The organism is Pseudomonas sp. GW821-FHT09H03 (assembly GCF_059415945.1).
The window spans coordinates 160,438-185,966 of sequence record NZ_JBWKOF010000002.1 but is presented as its reverse complement, the minus strand read 5'-3'; the positions used below and the strand labels follow the sequence as shown (position 1 = coordinate 185,966).

The 25,529-nt window shown below is 60.0% G+C and carries 17 protein-coding genes; 16 read left to right on the top strand and 1 reads right to left on the bottom strand.

Annotated elements, in window-relative coordinates; translation table 11 throughout:
- Positions 1–92 precede the first annotated feature (92 nt).
- Positions 93–2,531 carry a penicillin-binding protein 1A gene (locus AC07OG_RS03485; protein ID WP_371318067.1) on the bottom strand — a complete coding sequence of 813 codons (2,439 nt, stop codon included), beginning with the start codon at positions 2,529–2,531 and terminating at the stop codon, positions 93–95.
- Between the two features lie 219 nt (positions 2,532–2,750).
- Here AC07OG_RS03485 and AC07OG_RS03480 point away from each other — a divergent pair, with 219 nt between their 5' ends.
- From AC07OG_RS03480 to gspF, 16 genes are all read left to right on the top strand, one after another.
- On the top strand, positions 2,751–3,815 hold the full coding sequence (locus tag AC07OG_RS03480) for a pilus assembly protein PilM (RefSeq protein ID WP_495066231.1): 1,065 nt from the start codon (positions 2,751–2,753) through the stop codon (positions 3,813–3,815).
- Positions 3,816–4,382, top strand: coding sequence for a PilN domain-containing protein (locus AC07OG_RS03475; protein ID WP_495066230.1), 567 nt, complete (start codon positions 3,816–3,818; stop codon positions 4,380–4,382).
- The gene (locus AC07OG_RS03470) at positions 4,379–5,002 is read left to right on the top strand and encodes a type IV pilus inner membrane component PilO (protein ID WP_495066229.1); all 624 of its coding nucleotides are present in this window, start codon (positions 4,379–4,381) and stop codon (positions 5,000–5,002) included. Before AC07OG_RS03475 ends, AC07OG_RS03470 begins: the two co-directional genes overlap by 4 nt.
- Positions 4,999–5,526: a pilus assembly protein PilP gene (locus tag AC07OG_RS03465; protein WP_495066228.1), complete on the top strand. Its 528-nt coding sequence runs from the start codon at positions 4,999–5,001 to the stop codon at positions 5,524–5,526. Before AC07OG_RS03470 ends, AC07OG_RS03465 begins: the two co-directional genes overlap by 4 nt.
- Positions 5,527–5,539: 13 nt before the next feature.
- Positions 5,540–7,612: a type IV pilus secretin PilQ gene (locus AC07OG_RS03460; RefSeq protein ID WP_495066227.1), complete on the top strand. Its 2,073-nt coding sequence runs from the start codon at positions 5,540–5,542 to the stop codon at positions 7,610–7,612.
- A 4-nt stretch (positions 7,613–7,616) separates the two neighbouring features.
- Positions 7,617–8,135, top strand: coding sequence for a shikimate kinase AroK (gene aroK / locus AC07OG_RS03455; RefSeq protein ID WP_060542625.1), 519 nt, complete (start codon positions 7,617–7,619; stop codon positions 8,133–8,135).
- A gap of 150 nt (positions 8,136–8,285) precedes the next feature.
- Positions 8,286–9,386: a 3-dehydroquinate synthase gene (gene aroB, locus AC07OG_RS03450; protein WP_495066226.1), complete on the top strand. Its 1,101-nt coding sequence runs from the start codon at positions 8,286–8,288 to the stop codon at positions 9,384–9,386.
- 10 nt (positions 9,387–9,396) lie between these two features.
- On the top strand, positions 9,397–10,989 hold the full coding sequence (locus tag AC07OG_RS03445; RefSeq protein WP_495066225.1) for an AAA family ATPase: 1,593 nt from the start codon (positions 9,397–9,399) through the stop codon (positions 10,987–10,989).
- 349 nt (positions 10,990–11,338) lie between these two features.
- Complete coding sequence (gene gltB / locus AC07OG_RS03440; RefSeq protein ID WP_495066224.1) at positions 11,339–15,784, top strand: glutamate synthase large subunit; 4,446 nt, start codon at positions 11,339–11,341, stop codon at positions 15,782–15,784.
- Positions 15,785–15,816: 32 nt separating this feature from the next.
- On the top strand, positions 15,817–17,235 hold the full coding sequence (locus AC07OG_RS03435) for an FAD-dependent oxidoreductase (protein WP_007975602.1): 1,419 nt from the start codon (positions 15,817–15,819) through the stop codon (positions 17,233–17,235).
- Between the two features lie 246 nt (positions 17,236–17,481).
- Positions 17,482–18,549, top strand: coding sequence for a uroporphyrinogen decarboxylase (hemE, locus tag AC07OG_RS03430; RefSeq protein WP_060542629.1), 1,068 nt, complete (start codon positions 17,482–17,484; stop codon positions 18,547–18,549).
- A gap of 278 nt (positions 18,550–18,827) precedes the next feature.
- Complete coding sequence (gene gbpA / locus AC07OG_RS03425) at positions 18,828–20,294, top strand: N-acetylglucosamine-binding protein GbpA (RefSeq protein WP_495066223.1); 1,467 nt, start codon at positions 18,828–18,830, stop codon at positions 20,292–20,294.
- Between the two features lie 75 nt (positions 20,295–20,369).
- Positions 20,370–20,909: a type II secretion system protein N gene (locus AC07OG_RS03420; RefSeq protein ID WP_060542631.1), complete on the top strand. Its 540-nt coding sequence runs from the start codon at positions 20,370–20,372 to the stop codon at positions 20,907–20,909.
- A gap of 8 nt (positions 20,910–20,917) precedes the next feature.
- The gene (gspD, locus tag AC07OG_RS03415; protein WP_495066222.1) at positions 20,918–22,837 is read left to right on the top strand and encodes a type II secretion system secretin GspD; all 1,920 of its coding nucleotides are present in this window, start codon (positions 20,918–20,920) and stop codon (positions 22,835–22,837) included.
- Positions 22,838–22,841: 4 nt separating this feature from the next.
- Positions 22,842–24,314: a type II secretion system ATPase GspE gene (gene gspE / locus AC07OG_RS03410; protein WP_495066221.1), complete on the top strand. Its 1,473-nt coding sequence runs from the start codon at positions 22,842–22,844 to the stop codon at positions 24,312–24,314.
- Positions 24,315–24,317: 3 nt separating this feature from the next.
- Positions 24,318–25,526 (top strand): type II secretion system inner membrane protein GspF, encoded by a 1,209-nt coding sequence (gspF, locus tag AC07OG_RS03405; protein ID WP_060542634.1) that lies wholly within the window; start codon positions 24,318–24,320, stop codon positions 25,524–25,526.
- Positions 25,527–25,529 lie beyond the last annotated feature (3 nt).

Here is a 25,529-nt window from a genome sequence, read left to right as displayed (position 1 = left end):
TAGCGATAGGGCCAGTCCAGTCAGCACATAACCCATTGACAATAAAAAGCCCCGACTCTCACGAGCCGGGGCTTTTGCATTGCGCTACATGATCAGAACAAGTCGATCGGCGCAGCTTCGTCAGCCGGCAGCGGGCTGCCAGGAAGATTGCCGTTGCCCAGTTCGTCGGCTGACGGCGGGGTGTCTTCGGCCTTGAACAGCTCGAAGTACGCACCTGGCGTGCCTGGAGTGGCGGCACGGCCGCTGATCGGGTCTACGCGCAGGCTTAGAATGCCCTCCGGTTCCGGCTGGGTGTGTGGCGGCTTGTCTTTGAGGGCCGCACCCATGTAGCTCATCCAGATCGGCAGCGCGACTGTACCGCCGAATTCCTTGCGGCCCAGGCTCTCGGGCTGATCGAAGCCGGTCCACACGGTGGTGACGTAATCGGCGTTATACCCGGAGAACCAGGCGTCCTTGGATTCGTTGGTGGTACCTGTCTTGCCGGCGAGGTCGCTGCGACCCAAGGCCAAAGCGCGTCGACCGGTGCCGCGCTTGATCACGTCCTCGAGCATGCTGTTGAGGATGTAAGTGGTGCGCCCATCGACGATACGTTCGGCCACCGCCGGTGTTTGTGGCGCTGGCGTAGTGCCCGGGGTTTCGGCCGGGGTCGCATTGACGGTAAACGCTTCAGCGGCCGGTACGGCGATGCCGTCGCTGATGGTGCCGCCCTGAGGCACGCTTGGCGGGTTGGCGACGAACAGCGTGTCGCCATTGCGGCTTTCGATCTTGTCGATGATGTACGGGGTGATCTTGTAGCCGCCGTTGGCGAAGGTGCTCCAGCCGGTGGCGATTTCCATGGGCGTCAGGGTAGCGGTGCCCAGCGCCAGGGACAGGTTGGGCGGCAGGTCCTGCTTGTTGAAGCCAAAGCGAGTGATGTAGTCGATGGTTTTGCCAACGCCCATCGCCTGCAACAGGCGGATCGATACCAGGTTGCGCGACTTGTACAACGCTTCGCGCAGACGGATCGGGCCGAGGAAGGTGTTGGTGTCGTTCTTCGGACGCCAGACCTTGTCCAGGTACTCGTCGACAAATACGATCGGGGCATCGTTCACCAGGCTGGAGGCGGTATAGCCACTATCCAGCGCAGCGCTGTACACAAACGGCTTGAAGCTCGAACCCGGTTGGCGCTTGGCCTGCATTGCGCGGTTGTAATTGCTCTGCTCGAAGGCGAAGCCGCCGACCAGTGAGCGTATGGCGCCGTTCTGCGGGTCCAGGGAAACCAGCGCGCCCTGGGCTTGCGGGATCTGGCTGAATTTCAGCGAGTTGTCCGCCTGGCGCTGCACGCGAATCAGGTCGCCGACCTGGGCCACATCCGCAGGCTGCTTCGGATTGGGGCCCATGCTGTTGGTGTTAAGGAACGGGCGGGCCCATTTCATGGTGTCCCAGCTGACATGTCCCTCACCGCCACGGGTCAGTACTTGCAGGCCGTTCTTGTCGACCTGGGTGACGATGGCCGGTTCCAGGCTGCTGATGGTGCGTTGCTTGGTCAGTTCGGTGGCCCAGGCTTCACGGGTCTTGCCCGGCAGGCGTGACTCGGGGCCGCGATAGCCGTGGCGCTGGTCATAGGTCATCAAGCCTTCATGGACTGCGGTGTTGGCCAGCTCCTGCAGATCACTCGGTACCGTGGTGGTGACGCGAAAGCCTTCGGTATATGCGTCGCTGCCGTACCGGCCGACCATTTCGGCCCGCGCCATTTCGGCGATGTAAGGTGCGTTCACTTCCGGTGTCGGCACGTGATAACTGGCGTTCAATGGTTCGTTGATCGCGGTGGTGTAGTCGGCTTCGCTGATTTTTCCGAGCTTGTACATGCGCCCCAGGATCCAGTCGCGACGCTCCTTGCTGCGCGCCGGATTGGCCAGCGGGTTGAAGCGCGACGGCGCCTTGGGCAGGCCGGCAATCATCGCCATCTGCGCCAGGCTGACGTCGCGGATCGACTTGCCGTAATAGACCTGCGCCGCTGCCTCGATACCGTAGGCACGGTTGCCCAGATAGATCTTGTTGACGTACAGCTCAAGGATTTCGTCCTTGGTCAGCTGTCGTTCGATCTGCAGGGCCAGAAGGATTTCAGTGGTTTTGCGCGAGAAGCTGCGTTCGCTGGTCAGGAAGAAGTTCTTCGCCACCTGCATGGTGATGGTGCTGCCGCCGGACTGGATGTGTCCGCTTTTTACCAGTTGGGTGGCGGCACGCATCAGGCTGCTGGGGTCTACGCCGTAGTGGTTGGCGAAATTGTCGTCTTCAGCACTTAGTAACGCATTAATGAAATTGGGGGGAATGTCGGCGAAACGGATCGGGGTTCGGCGCATTTCGCCAAACTCTGCAATCAACTTGTTATCGCTGCTGTACACCCGCAAAGGGATCTGCAACTGGATGCTTCGCAGCGCCTCCACCGATGGCAAACCAGGGCTAAGGTAGAGAAACGCCCCGCTCAGACCCAAGAGGAGTCCGCAGAAAACCGCGACGATGGACCAACCGAAAAACTTCAGCAGACGAATCAAGGCTTTTGGATATCCAGGGCAAAGAATGAATTGGGCAGCAGGGTTCGGGCAAACAAGGAGAACGTCCCGCGCTCGAGCAAAAAGCGGAAAAAAACGCTGGGCATTATAAGCATTTTTCCGTCGAGAGCGTCATTTGCACTGGTGTCAAGACGGGCGGTTTGAACGCAATGGATATTGCACAGTCCGTAACTCACGGAAAGTCATAGGGAATTTGTAGTGCCAGGACTCTTCAACAAAAAGACCAATACGCTTTTGGGAATCGACATCAGCTCCACCTCGGTCAAGCTTCTGGAGCTCAGTCGCCAGGGGGAGCATTACCGGGTCGAAGCCTACGCGGTGGAGTCACTGCCTGTCGGTGCCGTCATCGAGAAAAACATTGTCGAGGTCGATGCGGTGGCGCAGGCCCTTACGCGTGCGCTGCTCAAGGCCAGAACCAGCCTCAAGAAGGCGGCAGTGGCGGTGGCGGGCTCGGCGGTGATCACCAAAACCATCGAGATGGATGCCGGCCTTGGTGACGACGAGATGGACCGCCAGCTGAAGGTCGAGGCAGATCAGTACATTCCCTATCCGCTGGATGAAGTGGCGATCGACTTTGAGGTCCAGGGTCTCTCGGCCCGTAATCCCGGGCGCGTCGACGTACTGCTCGCCGCCTGCCGCAAGGAAAACGTCGAAGTCCGTGAAGCCGCGCTGGCGCTTGCCGGTCTGACCGCCCGTGTGGTCGACGTGGAGGCTTATGCGCTGGAGCGTTCATATGAGTTGCTTTCCCGCCGGCTGGAGGCTGCCCGGGAGCCCGTGACGGTAGCGGTGATGGACATTGGCGCGACGATGACCACCCTGAGCGTGTTGCGCGGCGGGCGGACTATCTACACACGCGAGCAGTTGTTCGGTGGCCGCCAGCTGACGGAAGACATCCAGCGCCGTTATGGCCTGACAATGGAGCAGGCGGGGCTGGCAAAGAAGAATGGCGGGTTGCCGAACGATTACGTCAGCGAGGTGTTGCAGCCGTTCTGTGAGCTGCTGGTACAGCAAGTGTCGCGTTCGCTGCAGCAGTTCTTCGCTTGCGGTCAGTACAACTCGGTCGACCACATTCTGTTGGCGGGCGGGACGGCGTCGGTCCCGGGGCTGGATCAATTGATAGAACAGCGATTGGGCACTGCGACGCAGGTGGCAAACCCGTTTCTGGGCATGTCCCTGTCCGGCAAGGTCAGCAAGGCGGCTCTGGTGAGTGACATGCCGGCACTTCTGATTGCCTGCGGGCTGGCCATGCGGAGTTTCGACTGAATGGCGCGGATCAATCTTTTACCCTGGCGCGACGAGCAGCGGGAAGTCCGGCGTAAACAGTTTCTGCTGATTCTTCTGGCCGTGCTGGTGGGTTCGGCAGGGGCGGTTTTGATCGCTAACCAGGTTGTCAGCGCCGCCATTGACCGACAAGTCGCGCGCAATGATTACATCGGTGGGCAGATTACTGTGGTCGAGGAGCGCATCAAACAGGTCGATGACCTCAGGGATCGCCGCCAGCAACTGCTCGAGCGCATGCGCATCATCCAGGACCTGCAAGTTAACCGACAGATCAGCGGGCGGATATTCGACCAGTTGGCGCGCACCTTGCCCGATGGCGTGTATTTCACTGAAGTGGAAATGACCGGCCGCAACCTGTTCATCACTGGCGTGGCGCAATCGAACAATCGTGTGTCGGACCTGATGCGCAATCTGGAGGCTTCGGACTGGTTCGGCGCGCCGAGCCTTACCGAAGTCAAAACGACCACCGCCGGTCAGATGGGGCAGGCTAACGTTTTTCAACTGAGCGTTCGCCAGACTCAGCCTGCGGCAGCGGAGGACGGGCAATGAGTCCGTCTGAATGGGTCGAAGGACTGCGCAGGATCGACATCAACGACCTGGATACCAGCAACATGGGTTCCTGGCCACCAGTCATCAAGTTCCTGGTGGCCGTCCTGGTCATGATTGTGGTGGTTGCGGCGGGCTACAATTTTTCTACCCGTGAACTTGAGAGCCAACTCAATCTCAAGCATGAGGAGGAGCTCCTGCTAATGGAGCGATTCGCCGCCAAAACCCAAGTGGCAGCGAGTATGGAGCTCTACACGCAGCAACTGAAAGAAATGCAGAGTTCTTTCAACGTGCTGCTGGGGCAACTACCCAGTGACACTGAAGTGCCTGGCCTGCTGGAGGACATCACGCGTACCGGTCTGGGCAGCGGCCTGGAGTTTGAAGAGATCAAACTGCTGCCGGAGATTTCCCAGCCGTTCTACATCGAACTGCCAATCCAGATCACCGTCACCGGCGCCTATCACGACCTGGCCAGGTTCGTCAGTGGCGTGAGTGGTTTGCCGCGGATCGTGACCCTGCATGACTTCGACCTGGTGCCGGTCAATCCGGATGCTGGTCCGAAGTTGCGCATGAATATCCTGGCCAGGACTTACCGCTACAACGACCAGGGGCTGCATCAATGAGCCCTGCACGTTGTTTATCGGTCGCGGTGTTGTCGGCTGTGCTCGCCGCTTGTGACGCCGGTAATGACTTCAGTGACGTTGACGCGTACATGAGCGAAATGCGCCAGCGAGCCCCCGGCAAAATTGAACCAACGCCGACATTCCGGTCTTACCCGACATTCACCTACAGCGCGGCGAATCTGCGCAGTCCGTTTTCGCAGCAGGTCAGACTCGATTCGGCAGTTGGTGACCACGGCTCGCGCGCCGTCAGTCCCGACCCCTATCGGGACAAGCAATACCTCGAAGGTTTCAATATCGAGCAGTTTGAAATGGTCGGCACAATCTCCAATGCAACCGGATCTTTTGCGCTGCTGCGCGGGGCTGGTGGCGTGCATCGGCTGAAAGTCGGCGATTACCTGGGGCGTAATGACGGGCGAATAATCGCGATCAGCGGCTCGCAAGTCGATGTGGTGGAAATTATCCCCGACGGTGAAGGTGCCTGGCTGGAACGCCCCCGGATTCTCCCTTTGAAACAGCACTCATAGTGGAACTCGAAAAATGAACAGGATTTTCACCGCCATCGGCCGTTCGCTATGGATAGCGTTGTTGTCGCCGATGGTCTGCGCATCCAGCCTCACGGCGCTGGACGTCGCCGCACTGCCGGGAGATCGCGTCGAGCTGAAATTGTCGTTCGACCAGCCGCCTCCCACGCCTCGGGGTTACACCACAGACTCGCCGGCACGTATTGCCCTGGACTTGCCCGGTGTCGTCAGCCGGCTGACCAGCAAGACCCGCGACCTGGGTAACGGCAATGCCCGCAGCGCCACGGTGGTGGAGGCTGCAGACCGCACGCGGCTGATCATCAATCTGACCCGGCGCGCAGCGTACAGCGCGCGGGTAGAGGGCTACGATCTCTTCGTGGTGGTCGGACCGGCTGCGCAGGGGGCGCAGGCAGGGCAGGTGGCCACTGTAACGCCGGCCCCGCCCCGGGCCAGTCTGTCGGCAGGCAAGGCTATTGGTGGTGTTGATTTCCAGCGTGGCCCCCAAGGTGAGGGCAATGTGCTCATCGACCTGTCGGATCCGTCGATCGTGCCGGAGGTCCAGGAGCGCGGGGGCAAGATCATCCTCGGCTTCGCCAGGACTGGATTGCCCGAGCGATTGCGCGTACGCCTGGACGTGAAAGACTTCGCTACACCGGTGCAGTTCGTCAGCGCCAGCGCGACCGGCGATCGGGCCACCATCAGTATTGAGCCTGGTGGACCGTACGAATACTCGACCTATCAGACCGATAACAAACTCACGGTTAGCGTCCGTCCGAAGACCGCCGACGACCTGCGCAAGCGTAATGCCGACCGCAATGCCTACAGCGGGGAAAAGCTCTCGCTGAACTTCCAGGACATCGATGTGCGTTCAGTACTGCAACTGATCGCAGATTTCACCAACCTGAATCTGGTGGCCAGCGATACCGTCCAGGGCGGTATAACCTTGCGCTTGCACAATGTGCCCTGGGATCAGGCGCTGGATCTGGTACTGAAAACCAAAGGTCTGGATAAACGCCAGGTCGGTAATGTCCTGCTGGTTGCACCAGCCGATGAAATCGCCGCCCGCGAGCGGCAAGAACTGGAATCGCAGAGGCAGATCGAAGATCTCGCGCCGCTGCGCCGCGAGTTGTTGCAAGTCAACTACGCCAAGGCAGCCGATATCGCCAAGCTGTTCCAGTCGGTGACCAGCGCCGAAGTGAAAGCCGATGAGCGGGGTTCGATCACCGTTGATGAGCGGACCAACAATATCATTGCCTACCAGACCCAGGATCGGCTCGAGGAGTTGCGCCAGATCGTGGCACAACTGGATATTCCGGTGCGCCAGGTCATGATCGAGGCGCGGATCGTCGAGGCTAATGTCGACTACGACAAAAGCCTGGGCGTGCGCTGGGGTGGCTCGATCCGCAACAGGGGTAACTGGAACGCGTCGGGAATAAAAAATGGCGGCGACGATGCCTCATCGATCCTCGGAACACCAGGCAGCACCAGCACCAATTCACCGTTCGTCGATATGGGGGTTGTAAACAATACATCGGGAATCGGCATTGCCTTCATCACCGACAATGTCTTGCTGGATCTGGAGTTGTCGGCCATGGAGAAGACCGGCAACGGGGAAATCGTCTCGCAGCCCAAGGTGGTCACGTCCGACAAGGAGACCGCCAAAATCCTCAAGGGCACCGAAATTCCCTATCAGGAAGCCAGTTCCAGTGGCGCTACCTCGGTGTCGTTCAAGGAGGCATCGCTGTCTCTGGAAGTGACCCCGCAGATCACTCCTGACAATCGGATCATCATGGAGGTCAAAGTCACCAAGGACGAGCCGGACTACCTGAACAAGGTGCAGGATGTACCGCCGATCAAGAAAAACGAAGTGAACGCCAAGGTGCTGGTCACGGATGGCGAGACCATCGTAATTGGCGGCGTTTTCTCAAATACTCAAAGCAAGGTCGTAGATAAGGTGCCATTTCTTGGCGATGTGCCGTATCTTGGCCGCCTTTTCCGGCGTGATGTGGTTTCGGAGAAAAAATCCGAGCTGTTGGTATTCCTCACTCCGCGTATCATGAATAATCAGGCGATTGCTGTGAGTCATTGATTCTGTGCGAAATTTGATTCTTGTTGGACCGATGGGCGCTGGCAAAAGCACCATCGGCCGGTTGCTGGCCAAAGAGCTGCGCCTGCCGTTCAAAGATTCCGATAAGGAAATTGAATTGCGCACGGGCGCCAATATCCCATGGATCTTCGATAAAGAAGGCGAACCGGGCTTTCGGGACCGCGAGCAGGCAATGATTGCCGAGCTGTGCGACTACGATGGCGTGGTGCTGGCGACGGGCGGTGGCGCGGTGATGCGCGAAGCCAATCGCCGGGCGCTGCATGCCGGTGGGCGAGTGGTTTATCTGCACGCGTCTGTTGAGCAGCAGGTCGGTCGCACCTCTCGCGATCGCAACCGGCCCCTGTTACGTACCGCCGACCCGGCCAAGACCCTTCGGGATCTGTTGGCGATCCGCGATCCGCTCTATCGGGAAATTGCCGACCTGGTGGTCGAAACCGATGAGCGACCGCCGCGAATGGTCGTGCTCGACATCCTTGAACGCTTGCAGCATCTGCCGCCCCGTTAAAGCGCCGGACGAAATGCGCTATCCTCGGCGTCCTGCCATGGTCGCTCAAGACTGTGGCGCAAGGCTCCGGAACGGCGTCAGACCAGCAGAGGCCGTGGATATTCGTTAACTCAAGGCAGGACGCCTGATTCATCTTCACTGTGGGGACACATGCAGACACTCAAGGTCGATCTAGGCGAGCGCAGCTACCCGATTCATATTGGCGAAGGTTTGTTGGATCAGCCTGAGCTGCTGGCCCCGCACATTCGCGGTCGGCAAGTAGCCATCATCTCCAACGAGACTGTCGCGCCGCTCTATCTCGAGCGTCTGACTCGCAGCCTGGCGCAGTTCTCGGTGATTTCCGTGGTGTTGCCCGACGGCGAGGCCTTCAAGACCTGGGAAACCCTGCAACTGATTTTCGACGGTCTGTTGACCGCCCGGCATGACCGCCGCACCACGGTGATCGCCCTGGGTGGCGGTGTGATCGGCGATATGGCCGGTTTTGCGGCCGCCTGCTATCAGCGCGGTGTCGATTTCATCCAGGTGCCGACCACCCTGCTGTCGCAGGTCGACTCTTCGGTGGGCGGCAAGACCGGGATCAACCATCCGCTGGGCAAGAACATGGTCGGCGCCTTCTATCAGCCGAACGTGGTGCTGATCGATACCGCCAGCCTCAATACCCTTCCGGCCCGCGAACTGTCCGCCGGGCTAGCCGAAGTCATCAAGTATGGGCTGATCTGTGATGAGCCGTTCCTGACCTGGCTTGAAGAAAACGTCGATCGGCTGCGCAATCTGGATCAACAGGCGCTGACCTACGCCATCGAGCGTTCCTGTGCGGCCAAGGCTGCCGTGGTCGGCGCCGACGAGAAAGAGACCGGTGTTCGTGCCACGTTGAACCTGGGGCATACCTTCGGCCACGCGATTGAAACCCACATGGGGTATGGTGTGTGGCTCCATGGGGAAGCGGTGGCTACCGGCACTGTAATGGCGCTGGAAATGTCCGCGCGCCTCGGCTGGATCACCGAACAGGAGCGCGATCGCGGTATTCGCCTGTTCCAGCGAGCCGGCCTGCCGGTCGTTCCGCCAGAAGAGATGACTGAAGCCGATTTTCTCGAGCACATGGCAATAGATAAAAAAGTGATCGACGGTCGTTTGCGCCTGGTGCTGCTGCGCCACATGGGCGAAGCGGTGGTGACCGACGATTATCCGAAAGAGGTTCTACAGGCCACGCTGGGGGCGGATTACCGCGCTCTGGCTCAGCTGAAAGGTTAATAAGAACACAATGACTAGTTTGCATGCCGACGAGGCTTTCCTCGGCCATTACCAGTTGAGTCATGACCCATTTGCTCCACGGGTGCCTGGCTTCAAATTTTTCCCGGCCCAGCGCAAACCGGTGTTGGGGCAGTTACATCACCTGGCGCGCTATAGCCAGCTGCTGCTGGTGGTCACCGGCCCCCAAGGTAGCGGCAAGACCTTGTTGCGTCAGGCCCTGGTGGCGAGCACCAACAAACAGTCGGTGCAAAGCGTGGTGGTATCCGCCCGGGGTGCCGGCGATGCGGCGGGTGTACTGCGTCAGGTGGCCCAGGCCCTGGACGTCGCTCAGGCCGATGTGGGCGCGATTCTGGCCCAAGTGGTGCAACTGGCACTCACCGGGCAGGAAGTCTATCTGCTGGTGGACGATGCTGAGCAACTCGACGAGTCCGCGCTTGAGGCTTTGATGGCCCTGGCTGCCGGTGCACCGGAAGGTCGCCCGCACGTATTCCTGTTCGGTGAATCATCGCTGATCGCTCAGCTTGATGCTTTGCACCTTGAGGAAGAGCGCTTCCACGTCATTGAATTGCAACCTTACAGCGAAGAAGAAACACGCGAATACCTGGACCAGCGGCTTGAAGGCGCCGGCCGGGGTATCGAACTTTTTACCGCGGATCAGATCTCTGATATTCACGAAAGCTCCGAAGGCTGGCCTGGCAACATCAATCAGGTCGCCCGTGATGCAATGATCGAAGCCATGATTGCCAGCCGCTCAGCGGTCAAGCGTCCAAGAATGGGGTTCAATATGCCGAAGAAACACGTATTGGCGATTTCCGCCGTCGTCGTGGTCGCGGTAGCTGCCGCCTGGTTGATTCCAGGTCGCAACAAGGCACCGACCACGGGGGCTCCGGCCAATGAGCAAGCGCAACTGCCATTGGGGGAGGGGCAATCGCAGGCCAATGGTGGTGCTCCCGCCGTTGAATTCGCCGGCAACACCCAGCCAATGCCATTGCCATTGGTCGGCAACTCGCAACCGGTCATGCGCGGTCCATTGGCCGAAGCGGCCGGTGGCATCACCGAGGGCGACGACGGCGTGCCGCTCGAAGGCTCCAGCGAAACACCGCCGACTGTAACCACCACTGCGCCGCCTTCGGGCGTGCCGGCTGGCCCGGCGCCAACACCTGCTGCCAAACCGACGCCAGCACCTGCTCAGGTAGCTACCGCCAAACCGGCGCCGGTTCCTGCCGCCAAGCCAGCTCCAGCCCCGGCCAAGCCAGCCGTCGCCGCAGCAGCTGCCAAGCCTGCCGAGAAACCGGCTCCTGCGGCCAAGGCTGCGGGTGGCACCTGGTACGCCGGTCAGGCTCCGGGCAATTACGTGGTGCAGATCCTCGGTACCAGTTCCGAATCGGCCGCCCAGAGCTTCGTCAAGGAGCAGGGCGGCGAGTACCGTTATTTCAAGAAAGTCCTCAATGGCAAGCCGCTCTACGTGATCACCTATGGCAGTTTTGCCAATCGTGATGCGGCCGTTTCCGCCATCAAGGCCTTGCCAGCGAAGGTTCAGGCTGGTAAACCTTGGCCTCGCACTGTCGCCAGCGTCCAACAGGAACTGGCAACAACTCGCTGAAGATTCGGCGGCCTTACCCAGGCCGCCTCTCCAAGCACCTCAAAATTTCTACAAGTGCGCGCAACCGTTCAGGCTGCGTGCCTTGTGGTGTCTGCGTCACAGTAGTCTTTGAGTCGTAGCGGTCAAAATTAAAAAAGTTTTGACTAGCACAGCGGATCGCTTTAAACCTTTCACAAATGCGACATGAATTTGCGACATTTCGTCGCCAAATTTGTGAGGCCAAGTGTCGGTGTGTACAATGACCTCCCTTTTGCCCCCGCAAAGCTGGCGTACGTTCGGCGCGGATGGTAAGTGGTTGAATTGAAAAGAAATTTGCCTCGAAAAGAGGCAGCCTGGTGAGAAAGTGTCTATGAAAGCAGGTCTGTACCAACCAGATGAATTCAAGGATAACTGCGGTTTCGGCCTGATAGCCCATATGCAGGGCGAGCCCAGTCATACCCTTTTGCAAACGGCCATCGAGGCCCTGACCTGCATGACCCACCGCGGTGGGATTAATGCCGACGGCAAGACCGGTGACGGTTGCGGTCTGCTGATTCAAAAGCCGGACGTGTTCCTGCGAGCGATCGCCCAGGAAACCTTCGGCGTCGAACTGCCCAAGCAATATGCCGTGGGCATGGTCTTCTTCAACCAGGACCCGGTCAAAGCCGAAGCCGCTCGCGAGAACATGAACCGCGAGATCCTGGCCGCCGGCCTGCAGCTCGTCGGTTGGCGCAAAGTGCCAATCGACACCAGCGTCCTCGGCCGCCTGGCCCTTGAGCGCCTGCCGCAGATCGAGCAGGTGTACATCGGCGGTGAAGGCCTGAGCGATCAGGACATGGCCGTCAAGCTGTTCACCTCCCGTCGTCGCTCCTCGGTCGCCAACGCCGCCGATAGCGACCACTACGTCTGCAGCTTTTCGCACAAGACCATCATTTACAAAGGCCTGATGATGCCGGCGGATTTGACCGCCTTCTATCCAGACCTGAGCGATGAGCGCCTGCAAACCTCGATTTGCGTGTTCCACCAGCGCTTCTCCACCAACACCCTGCCGAAATGGCCGCTGGCTCAACCGTTCCGCTTCCTGGCGCACAACGGCGAGATCAACACCATCACCGGTAACCGCAACTGGGCCGTGGCCCGTCGCACCAAGTTCACCAACGATTTGATGGACCTGGAAGAGCTCGGCCCGCTGGTCAACCGCGTAGGTTCCGACTCTTCGAGCATGGACAACATGCTCGAGCTGATGGTCACCGGTGGCATCGACCTGTTCCGTGGCGTGCGGATGATCATTCCGCCTGCGTGGCAGAACGTCGAAACCATGGACCCGGATCTGCGTGCGTTCTACGAGTACAACTCGATGCACATGGAACCGTGGGACGGTCCGGCCGGCGTGGTAATGACCGACGGTCGCTACGCGGTGTGCCTGCTCGACCGTAACGGCCTGCGTCCGGCGCGTTGGGTCACCACCAAGAACGGCTTCATTACCCTGGCCTCGGAAATCGGTGTCTGGAACTACCAGCCTGAAGACGTGATTGCCAAGGGGCGTGTCGGCCCGGGCCAGATCTTTGCCGTGGACACAGAAACCGGCCAGATCCTCGACACCGATGCGATCGACAACCGCTTGAAGTCCCGTCATCCGTACAAGCAATGGCTGCGCAAGAATGCCCTGCGCATCCAGGCAACCATGGAAGACAACGACCACGGTTCGGCGTTCTACGACGTCGATCAGCTCAAGCAATACATGAAGATGTATCAGGTCACGTTCGAAGAGCGCGACCAGGTGCTGCGTCCACTCGGCGAGCAAGGCTACGAAGCCGTGGGCTCGATGGGCGACGATACGCCGATGGCCGTGCTGTCCCAGCGCGTGCGCACGCCGTACGACTATTTCCGCCAGCAATTCGCGCAGGTCACCAACCCGCCGATCGACCCGCTGCGTGAAGCCATCGTCATGTCGCTGGAGATCTGCCTCGGTGCCGAGCGCAACATCTTCCAGGAGTCGCCGGAACACGCTTCGCGCGTGATCCTCAGCTCGCCGGTCATTTCCCCGGCCAAGTGGCGCTCGCTGATGAACCTCGATCGTCCGGGCTTCGAGCGCGCGATCATCGATCTGAACTACGACGAAAGCGTCGGCCTTGAAGCGGCGATCCGCAACGTTGCCGATCAGGCTGAAGAAGCTGTGCGCGCCGGTCGTACCCAGGTTGTGCTGAGCGATCGTCACATTGCCCCGGGCAAGTTGCCGATTCACGCATCCCTGGCCACCGGCGCGGTGCACCACCGCCTGACCGAAAAAGGCCTGCGTTGCGACTCCAACATCCTGGTGGAAACCGCTACCGCTCGCGATCCGCATCACTTCGCCGTGTTGATCGGTTTCGGCGCCTCTGCCGTCTATCCGTTCCTGGCCTACGAAGTGCTGGGCGACCTGATCCGTACCGGTGAAGTACTGGGTGACCTCTACGAGGTGTTCAAGAACTACCGTAAAGGCATCACCAAGGGCCTGCTGAAGATCCTGTCGAAGATGGGCATCTCGACCATCACCTCCTATCGCGGAGCACAACTGTTCGAAGCAATCGGCCTGTCCGAGGAAGTCTGCAATCTGAGCTTCCGTGGTGTGCCAAGCCGTATCAAGGGCGCGCGTTTCGTCGACATCGAAGCCGAGCAGAAAGCCCTGGCCACCGAAGCCTGGAGCCCGCGCAAGCCGATCCAGCAAGGCGGCCTGCTGAAATTCGTCCACGGCGGCGAATATCACGCCTACAACCCGGACGTGGTCAACACCCTGCAAGCCGCTGTGCAGCAGGGCGACTACAGCAAGTTCAAGGAATACACGTCGCTGGTGGACAACCGCCCGGTGTCGATGATCCGCGACCTGCTGAAAGTCAAAACCCTCGACACTCCATTGGACATCAGCGAGATCGAACCGCTGGAATCGGTGCTCAAGCGCTTCGACTCCGCTGGTATCTCCCTGGGCGCCTTGTCGCCGGAAGCTCACGAAGCCCTGGCCGAAGCCATGAACCGCCTCGGTGCGCGTTCCAACTCCGGTGAAGGCGGCGAAGACCCGGCGCGCTACGGCACCATCAAGAGCTCGAAAATCAAACAAGTGGCGACTGGCCGTTTCGGTGTTACTCCGGAATACCTGGTCAACGCTGAAGTGCTGCAGATCAAGGTCGCCCAGGGCGCCAAGCCGGGCGAGGGCGGTCAACTGCCAGGTGGCAAGGTCAACGGTCTGATCGCCAAGCTGCGTTACGCAGTGCCGGGCGTGACCCTGATTTCGCCACCGCCGCACCACGACATCTACTCGATTGAAGACTTGTCGCAGCTGATTTTCGACCTCAAACAAGTCAACCCGAAGGCACTGGTCTCGGTGAAGCTGGTAGCAGAAGCGGGCGTCGGCACCATCGCCGCCGGTGTGGCCAAGGCCTATGCGGACCTGATCACCATCTCCGGCTACGACGGCGGCACCGGCGCATCGCCGCTGACCTCGATCAAATACGCGGGCGCGCCGTGGGAACTCGGCCTGGCCGAAACCCACCAGACCCTGCGCGGCAACGACCTGCGCGGCAAAGTCCGGGTACAGACCGACGGCGGCTTGAAAACCGGCCTCGACGTGATCAAGGCAGCCATCCTCGGCGCTGAAAGCTTCGGCTTTGGCACCGCGCCAATGATCGCCCTGGGCTGCAAATACCTGCGCATCTGCCACCTGAACAACTGTGCCACCGGCGTCGCGACTCAGAACGAGAAGCTGCGCAAGGATCACTACATCGGCACCGTCGACATGGTGGTGAACTTCTTCACCTACGTCGCCGAAGAAACCCGTGAGTGGCTGGCCAAGCTGGGCGTTCGTTCCCTCGAAGAGCTGATCGGCCGTACCGATCTGCTGGAAGTCCTCGAAGGCCAGACCGCCAAGCAGCATCACCTGGACCTGACCCCGTTGCTGGGCAGCGATCACGTGCCGGCGGACAAGCCACAGTTCTGCGGCGTGGAACGCAACCCGCCGTTCGACAAAGGCCTGCTGGCCGAGAAAATGGTCGACATGGCCACCTCGGCAATCAACGACAAGAGCGGCGCCGAATTCGCCCTGGATATCTGCAACTGCGACCGTTCCATCGGCGCGCGGATCTCCGGTGATATCGCCCGCAAGCACGGCAACCAAGGGATGGCCAGCGCGCCAATCACCTTCCGCTTCAAGGGCACTGCCGGGCAGAGCTTCGGTGTGTGGAATGCCGGCGGCCTGAACATGTACCTGGAAGGCGACGCCAACGACTACGTCGGCAAGGGCATGACTGGCGGCAAGCTGGTCATCGTTCCGCCGAAAGGCAGCATCTACAAGACCCAGGACAGTGCCATCATCGGCAACACCTGCCTGTACGGCGCTACCGGTGGCAAGCTGTTCGCCGCCGGTACCGCAGGCGAGCGTTTCGCCGTGCGTAACTCCGGTGCCCATACCGTCGTGGAAGGCACTGGCGATCACTGCTGCGAGTACATGACCGGTGGTTTCGTCTGCGTCCTGGGCAAGACCGGTTACAACTTCGGCTCAGGCATGACCGGCGGTTTCGCCTACGTGCTCGACCAGGACAACACCTTCGTTGACCGGGTAAACCACGAACTGGTGGAAATCCAGCGGATCAGCGGCGAGGCGATGGAAGCCTATCGCAGCCACCTGCAAAACGTGCTGAACGAGTACGTCACGGAAACCGACAGCGAGTGGGGTCGTGAACTCGCCGAAAACCTCGATGACTACTTGCGCCGTTTCTGGCTGGTCAAGCCTAAGGCTGCCAACCTGAAATCGTTGCTTTCCAGCACCCGTGCCAACCCGCAGTGATATGCGCCTGAAGAGTTTGATGAGGTTTTAAAATGGCTGAACGTCTGAATAATGACTTCCAGTTCATCGAGGTCGGGCGCAAGGATCCGAAGAAGAAACTGTTGCGTCAACGCAAGAAAGAGTTCGTGGAAATCTACGAACCCTTCAAACCCCAGCAGTCGGCCGACCAGGCCCACCGCTGCCTGGGTTGCGGTAACCCGTATTGCGAATGGAAGTGCCCGGTGCACAACTTCATTCCCAACTGGCTGAAACTGGTGGCCGAGGGCAACATCCTCCAGGCCGCGGAGCTGTCGCACCAGACCAACACCCTGCCGGAAGTGTGTGGCCGGGTGTGCCCCCAGGACCGCCTGTGCGAGGGTGCCTGCACCCTCAACGACGGCTTCGGCGCGGTAACCATCGGTTCGGTGGAGAAGTACATCACCGACACCGCGTTCGCCATGGGCTGGCGCCCGGACATGTCCAAGGTCAAGCCGACCGGCAAGCGTGTCGCGATTATCGGCGCGGGCCCGGCGGGCCTGGGCTGTGCCGACGTGCTGGTGCGCGGTGGCGTGACTCCGGTGGTGTTCGACAAGAACCCGGAAATCGGCGGTCTGCTGACCTTCGGTATCCCCGAGTTCAAGCTGGAAAAGACCGTGCTGAGCAATCGCCGCGAAGTCTTCACCGGCATGGGCATCGAGTTCCGTCTCAATACCGAAGTCGGCAAAGACGTGACCATGGAGCAACTGCTCGAAGAATACGATGCCGTGTTCATGGGCATGGGCACCTACACCTACATGAAGGGCGGTTTTGCCGGTGAGGATCTGCCGGGCGTGTACGACGCGCTGGACTTCCTGATCGCCAACGTCAACCGCAACCTGGGCTTTGAAAAGTCGCCGGAAGATTTCGTCGACATGAAAGGCAAGAAGGTCGTGGTCCTGGGCGGCGGCGACACGGCGATGGACTGCAACCGTACTTCGATCCGCCAGGGCGCCAAGTCGGTGACCTGTGCTTATCGTCGTGACGAAGCGAACATGCCCGGCTCGCGCAAAGAGGTGAAGAACGCCAAGGAAGAAGGCGTGAAATTCCTCTACAACCGCCAGCCAATCGCCATCGTTGGTGAAGACAAGGTCGAAGGCGTGAAAGTGGTCGAGACCCGTCTCGGCGAACCGGACGCCCGTGGTCGTCGCAGCCCTGAGCCGATCCCGGGCTCCGAAGAGATCATCCCGGCCGACGCCGTGGTCATCGCTTTCGGTTTCCGTCCAAGTCCGGCGCCGTGGTTTGAGCAGTTCGAAATCCAGACCGACAGCCAAGGCCGCGTTGTGGCTCCGGAACAAGGTCAGTACAAGCACCAGACCAGCAATCCGAAAATCTTCGCCGGTGGCGACATGGTGCGCGGTTCTGACCTGGTGGTGACGGCGATCTTCGAAGGCCGCAATGCCGCCGAAGGGATCCTGGATTACCTGGGCGTGTAACCAACTTCCAATCCTGGAATGAAATACCTGTGGGAGCTGGCCTGCCGGCGATGCAGGCACCTCGGTCTACCAGACCAACCGAGGTGTCTGCATCGCCGGCAGGCCAGCTCCCACAGTGTTTTGTGATGCTGCAACGTCAGCATTCCCCCGCGACAAATTGACCCGATAGACAAAAGGCTGACCTGCAACCGTGCCTTTTGCGCCCGGCTCTGAGAAAATGCCCGCACTTTTTTTCCGGATGCCGACATGACTGCCCTGAAGAACGACCGTTTCCTGCGCGCCCTGCTCAAGCAACCCGTAGACGTCACTCCTGTGTGGATGATGCGTCAGGCCGGTCGCTACCTGCCTGAATACCGCGCCAGCCGTGCCAAGGCCGGCGACTTCATGAGCCTGTGCATGAACCCGGAGTTCGCTTGCGAAGTCACCATGCAGCCGCTCGACCGCTATCCACAACTGGACGCGGCGATCCTCTTCTCCGACATCCTCACCATCCCCGATGCCATGGGCCAAGGCCTGTACTTCGAAACCGGTGAAGGTCCGCGCTTCAAGAAAGTCGTCAGCACAATGGCCGACATCGAAGCCCTGCCGATCCCTGATCCGCACAAAGACCTCGGCTACGTCATGGACGCGGTCAGCACCATCCGCCGCGAACTGAACGGTCGCGTGCCGCTGATCGGCTTTGCCGGCAGCCCATGGACCCTGGCCACCTACATGGTCGAAGGCGGCTCGTCGAAAGACTACCGCAAGACCAAAACCATGCTCTACGACAACCCGCAAGCCTTGCACCTGCTGCTGGACAAGCTCGCGCAGACGGTCACCAGCTACCTCAACGGCCAGATCATGGCCGGCGCGCAAGCGGTGCAGATCTTCGACAGTTGGGGCGGCGCCCTCTCGGCGGCGGCGTACCAGGAATTCTCCCTGGCCTACATGCGCAAGATCGTCAGCGGCCTGATTCGCGAGCACGAAGGTCGCAAGGTGCCGGTGATCCTGTTCACCAAGAGCGGCGGCCTGTGGCTGGAAAGCATCGCTGACGCTGGCGCTGATGCATTGGGCCTGGACTGGACCTGCGACATCGGCAGCGCCCGTGACCGCGTCGGTAGCAAGGTAGCCCTGCAAGGCAACATGGACCCGACCGTGCTCTATGCCAAGCCGGAAGCAATTCGCACTGAGGTAGGCCGCATTCTTGCCAGCTATGGCAAAGGCAGTGGTCATGTGTTCAACCTCGGTCACGGCATTACCCCGGAAGTCGATCCGGAGCACGCAGGTGCCTTCCTGCGCGCTGTGCATGATTTGTCGGCGCAATATCACCAGTAACTAACACGCAACAAATCTAAAACCTGTCCGGACTAGCGCCGGACAGGTTTTTTTGTGCTGTTTAATTACCGATTAAACAAATTTTCTGAGTTTGCAGGAATTTGATGTCAGACAATTCCATCTGTGGAGTTTTCCAGCTGCTATTGAAGATTAATCCTACATAGAGGTTACCTTAAGCTCCGTAATATTCCTGATGGATTGCTCTAGGCGAAAGCAAAGGGCGATATCGCAAGCACTGGCGCAATTTATGCGCCTTAATTTCGATAAGTTGGGAATTTATGAGCGTTACTTTTGTTAAGAGAGCTACGTTAACTGCGGGCACATCGTCGGTACTGTTGTTGTCGGCAATGTTGGCGTCGCAAAGTGCTTCCGCCCACGGATATCTTGAAGTGCCGCCTTCGCGTGCACTGCTTTGCCAGCAAGGCAAAAACGTTAACTGTGGCGGAGCCCAATACGAGCCGCAAAGTGTCGGTGAAACCTTCAAAGGCTTTCCGGCAGGTATCGGCGGTGCTCCGATGCAGGGGCCAGTCGATGGCAAAATAGCGAGTGGCGGTCACTCGCTGTTCTCTGCCGTGGACGCTCAGTCTGCGAACCGCTGGCACCTCACGGAAATCAAGGATCGCAACATTGATTTCCAATGGCAGTATCCGGCTCCTCACCCGGCCACAAAGCACGAGTACTTCATCAGCCGCAATGGCTGGAACCCGAATGAACCGCTCACGCGGGCCACTTTCGAACCTGCGGCATTCTGCACAGTCGATGGCGGTCATAAGCTTCCGGTAGCCGGCGCCAAACAAAATTGCCAAATCCCGGCTGACAAATCCGGTCAGCACGTGATTCTGGGGATCTGGACCGTGGGTGATACCGACGCGGCGTTTTATAACGTGGCGGACGTGAACATCCTTGCAGAACCTGAGTTGCCGGGTGGCTGGTCGGGGGTAGGCAGCATTGCTTCCTCGGATACGTTGCTGGTCGGGGACAAGGTCAAGGCTCGCGCATTCACCGCCAACGGTGAGAGCCCGCAGTACAGCGTCGAAATCAGTATCGACAACCCTGAGGAAGGTTCACCGAACGAATGGTCGTTCAAGCTGGCTGAAAAAATCAACCAGACTCACAAGCTCATCCGCGCCGGCGTTCGTGACGAAAACGGCAATATCGAGCCGATCAAAGGCAATAACAGCCTGTACGCCCAAAAAGAAAGCGGTGTGACCAGTTACATCGTGAAGGCTGACATCCTGCCAGACCCTGGCGCCAGGTTGGCCATCGGTTCGAAGCCAGAAAAATATCAGCTTGAAAAAGGCCAGGCCAAAGTCGATTTCGGCATTGTCTCCACGCGCAAAATGAACATCGAAGTCAACCTGTACGACGAAAACCAGAAATCGGTGGGTTCCCTCAAACAAGAGATTGGCGCGCAGAACTATATTCTTTCGATGGATGTTCGCAGCAATCCCGGCGCACACACCCTGGTATTGACCGGCACAACTCTGGATGGTCGTACGACCCTTCAGGACAGCCAACCCGCAGAACTCGTCGGTGAAGGCGCAGGCGTCGAATACGACTTCGTATTCCCTGAGGGTATCAGCGGCTACACCGCCGGCACCAAAGTGCTGCAGCCAAAGACCAATGAAGTCTTTGAGTGCAAGCCATTCCCTGAGTCGGGCTACTGCAAACAGTACAGCCCCACCGCGAACGGGTACGAACCAGGTGTCGGTGCTCACTGGCACATGGCGTGGAACAAGCTGTAACTCACAGCGCAGTACTTCAGGCGACCTGAACAGGGTCGTCTGAAGACGGTGTTGCTGTGGAGCATCGAGTTAAACATGGCACTTTCAAATTTCATCAGCCAACGCATTCGCGTTCGCCTGGGCCGCCTTTTTTTGTACGTATTGCCAGTGACCTGCGCAGTATTCCTGGTATGGCAAGAGCGCAACTTTCGCGAGCAACTGGCTAAACCACCGCCTGCCATTGCTGCTCCGTCGGCACTGCCGGCACGACAGCCATTGGACGCGACAGCGGTATCCAGCGTATTCGGTCTGTCGACCGGTACCACGCTGCAGCCCAGTGCCGAGCCGCTGACTTTGCAGGGCAGTTTTGTCGTCAGCAATGGTTTGTCCAAGGCATTGCTAAGCAATGCGCAAGGCTCGCGCCTTTATCAAGTGGGTGAGCGCTTGCCCGGTGGCAGTGTTCTTCGCCGCGTGGAGTTCAATCAAGTCGTGTTGTGGAACAAGGGGCGCGAAGAGCTTTTAACGCTTGCACCTTCTACCGCGCGTTTTTTGCAGCGACTCGACCCTTCTGTCGCTGCGCAACCAGTGACCACTGCCGCGCGTTTCCTTCGCCCGAGTTCCGGGCAGACAGAGTGATCTAACCCATGAATAGCTACACCGGCGCGCATTCCCTGCGCACCACGCTGCTTTTCCTCGTTTTGGCGATGGCAGTCTTGCCGGGCGTACTTTGCGCCGAGGAAAAACAATGGCAGTTGGCGATGAACAATGCCGAGTTGCGGGACATCGTCGAAGAAATGTCCGGCATTCTCGGTACCACCGTAGTGCTGGACCCCAGAGTCTCCGGACGCATCACGGTCATGTCCCCCAAAGCCCTGGATCGCGAAGGCGTGCGTCGCCTGTTCTATTCGGTTCTCGATGCGCACAATTTCACCGTGATCGACGAAGGTGACCGCGTCCTGATTACCCCTGTCGCTGAAGCCAAGACCAGGGCCGGCAGCGGCACTGCAAAAAATGCCACGGCTTCGCAATATGTCACGCAGGTCATCGAGTTGAGTACCAGCAGCGCATCCGACATTGCCGGGCTGGTGAGACCACTGATATCGGCCAACGGCTATGTGGGTCCATCGGTATCAGCCAACGCTGTGGTCGTCACTGATACGGCCGCCAATGTGAAGCGTGTCGCCAGGGTTGTCGCTCAATTGGATGCCGGCCAGAACAATCTGCATGCGGTCGTTCAACTGCGTCACGCTCAGGCGACAGACATTGCTCCCGTGATGGAGGCCTCGCTGGGCAAGCGCAATACCGAAGCAGTCATACAGGTCCTGGCCGACGGCCGAACCAACCGTTTGATCCTCATCGGTCCACCAGCCGTTCGCCAACGCCTGACCGATCTGGCCCGCAGGCTTGATACACCTGCCAGCGAGACCCTGGACAATGCGCGGGTGATTCGCCTGCGTCATAGCGATGCAAAGCAGTTGGCCGAGATCCTCGAGTCGATGACCCAAGGCAGAAAGCAGGCAACCACCCTAGGCAATGCCAAGGACACATCGACTGTTTCAAATTTCATGATCAAGGCTGATGAAAGCCAGAACGCGCTGGTGTTGATTGCAGAACCAGCGCAGGTGCGGACCATAGAAAACATCGTCCGACAGCTGGACCAGCCCCGGGCCCAGGTTTTGATCCACGCCGCCATCGTGGAAATCTCCGGAGATATCGCCGAAGCCGTCGGCGTCCAGTGGAACCTCAATACCGGCGATGCGTCAGGCTTTATCAACTTTCCCGGAACCGACATCCCGATTGTCGGTGGGTTGAAATTCGACGAGAAAAAATCGGCGCCGGAAGGGGCGATGTTGCGGCTGGGCAGCGACCGCTTTGGCGCGTTGATCTCGGCCCTGGCCAGCAATACCCACAGCAACCTGCTGTCGACGCCGAGCCTGCTGACCCTGGACAACCAGGAGGCGGAAATCATCGTCGGCCAGAACGTGCCGTTCAAGACCGGTTCCTACGCCACCAATAGCAACGGCGCGGATAACCCGTTCACCACGGTCGAGCGCAAAGACGTCGGCATCAGCCTGAAGATCAAGCCTTACATCAACGAGGGCTCGACCCTGCGCCTGGAGGTCGAGCAGGAAGTGTCGGATATTGCGCCGTCGGTTTCGGGCATTGATTCCTCTGACTTGATCACCAACAAGCGCGCGCTCAAAAGCACCATTCTCGCCGACGATGGCGAAATCATCGTGATTGGCGGCCTGATCCGCGACAGCGTGCGCACTCAAAAAAGCGGCGTGCCGCTGCTGCGTGACATTCCTTATCTGGGCGCGATGTTCCGCTGGAACCGCGACACCCAGACCAAAAGCAACCTGATGGTGTTCCTGCGCCCCACCATCGTGCGCAGCAAGGAAGACCTTTCCCAGGTCAGTCAGCAGCGCTACAACGCGCTGCGTGACTTGAGCAAGTCGGGGGCGGGGGAAAACAATTCACTGCTGCTGCCGGCAGAAGCGCGGGGGTTGTTCGACCCGGATCCCGACGCACCGACGTTCGACTTGCGCAGCAAGACGCGGTGAAGTCATGAGTGCAATCTGCGAGCAATTGCCCTTTGGGTTCGCCCGACGTTTTGGCGTGCTGCTGGAGCGTGATGGTGATGACCTGCGCCTGGTTCTGCGTAGCGATGCGCCGCTGACGGCGTTGGCCGAAGCGCGCCGGCTGTGTGGCCGTGAGCTGCCGATGCAGATTGTCGCAGCCGATGAATATGCAGCGCGGCTGGCGTCGGCCTATCGCGAGGGGCATAGCGCGGTCGAGCAGGTCGCCCAAGGGCTGGACGACGAGCTGGACCTGCTCAGTCTGGTCGATCAGGTCCCGCAAACCGCTGACCTGCTGGAGCAACAGGGCGACGCGCCGATCATCCGGCTGATCAACGCGCTGCTCGGTGAAGCGGTGCGCGAGCACGCCTCGGACGTGCACCTGGAAACGTTCGAGCAGTATCTCTCGGTACGCATGCGGGTTGATGGGCAGCTGCGCGAAATGCTCAGGCCCCGGCGCGAACTGGCGACACTGTTGGTGTCGCGAATCAAGGTCATGGCGCGCCTGGACATTGCAGAAAAACGCGTGCCCCAGGATGGGCGAATGGCGTTGCGCCTGGCCGGGCATGAAGTCGATGTGCGAGTCTCGACGCTGCCCTCAGCCCACGGCGAGCGGGTGGTGCTGCGCCTGCTCGACAAGCAGGCCGGCCGCCTTGATCTGCATCGGCTGGGCATGCCTGACGACACCCTTGCAGTGTTGCGTCATCTGCTGGGGAAACCCCACGGAATCCTGTTGGTGACGGGGCCGACCGGCTCCGGCAAGACCACCAGCCTGTACGCTGCGCTGAGCAGCCTGAATGACCAGACCCGCAACATTCTGACGGTCGAGGACCCTATCGAGTATCACCTGCCGGGTGTCGGACAGATGCCGGTCAATCCGAAGGTGGACATGACGTTTGCCCGAGGCCTGCGGGCAATTCTGCGCCAGGACCCGGACGTGGTGATGGTCGGCGAAATCCGCGATGGCGAGACGGCCGAGATCGCTGTGCAGGCGTCCCTGACCGGGCACCTGGTGCTATCGACCCTGCACACCAACAGCGCGGTTGGTGCCGTTACGCGTCTGGTGGACATGGGCGTCGATGCCTACCTGCTGGCCTCGTCACTGGTGGGCATTCTGGCCCAGCGTCTGCTGCGCACATTGTGTTCCCACTGCAAGGTTTCGTACCCGGCGGACGCGGCGGCCTGTCAGCGCCTTGGACTCGATCCGGCCGCGCCGGCGCAGCTGTTCAGGGCCGCGGGATGCGAGCAGTGCCAGCACGGTTATCGCGGGCGTATCGGCATCTACGAATTGATCAGCGTGACGCCTGCCGTTGCCGCATTGATTCACCAGGGCGCGAGTGAGCAGGCGCTGGTCGATGCGACGCGTCAGGTCTCGCGCAGTTTGTTTCAGGATGGTCGCCAGCGGGTGCTGGATGGCATGACCAGCCTCGACGAACTGCTGCGCGTGACCCAGGAGAACTAGCCGGTGCCGACGTTCGACTATCGCGCTCACGATGCACAGGGCAAAGGCTGCAAAGGGCGGCTGGAAGCCGACGGGCCGCGCCATGCGCGACAACTGTTGCGTGAACGCGGTTTGTGGCCTCGCACGTTGACCGAGGTCAGAGTCGACGCCAGTACGGGACGGCAGGCCCGAGGCGGGCGTCTGAGCGCTGCTGACCTGGCGTTACTGACCTTGCAGTTGTCAACGCTGGTCCAGGCCGGCCTGCCCCTGGAAGAAGCCCTCGATGCAGTGGCGAAGCAGAGTGCCAAGCGCAAGGTCGCGGGCCTGTTGTCAGCCGTCCGGAGCCGGGTGATGGAGGGCCATGCGCTGGCATCGGCACTAGGGCAGTTTCCCAAGGCGTTTCCAGAATTGTTTCGCGCCACCGTCGCCGCCGGTGAACGGTCGGGGCATCTCGGCCATGTCCTGGAACAGTTGGCGGCTTATACCCAGGCGCGTCAGGCCTCGCGACAGAAGATCCAGATGGCCCTGGTGTACCCGCTGATCCTGATGCTGGCCAGCGTGGCGATCATCGGTTTTCTGCTCGGTTATGTAGTACCGGATGTGGTGAAGATCTTTGTCGACAGTGGCCAGCCGTTGCCTTGGCTGACCCAGGCTTTGATCGGGCTGAGCAACGGGCTGCGCGACCATTTCCTGCTGGTGATGGGGGTGCTGACAACGCTGTTCAGCCTGTGGCGCTGGAGCCTGCGTCAGCCGCCGTGGCGCCTGCGCTGGCATCGATGGGTGCTGAACACGCCTGTCATCGGCGAGGTGTTGCGCGCCATGGAAGCCGCACGTTTTGCCAGCACCCTGGCGATCCTCGGCAAAAGTGCGGTGCCACTGGTGGATGCACTGGAAATTTCCGCCGCTGTCATCGGCAACCTGACCATTCGCGCGCGGATGGTCGATGTTGCCCGTTCGGTTCGAGAAGGTGGAACCCTGACCCGCGGCCTGGAACTGAGCGGCGACATCCCGCCGATGATGCTGCACATGATCGCCAGTGGCGAACGGGCCGGCGAGCTCGATCGCATGCTGGCCCGTGCCGCCGAACAACAGGAAAGCAGTCTTGCCGCGCGCATTGCATTGGTGGTGAGCCTGTTCGAGCCGGCCATGCTGGTGTTGATGGGCGGCGTCGTGCTGCTGATCGTCATGGCCATTCTGCTTCCAATACTCAGCCTCAACCAATTGGTGAATTGACCC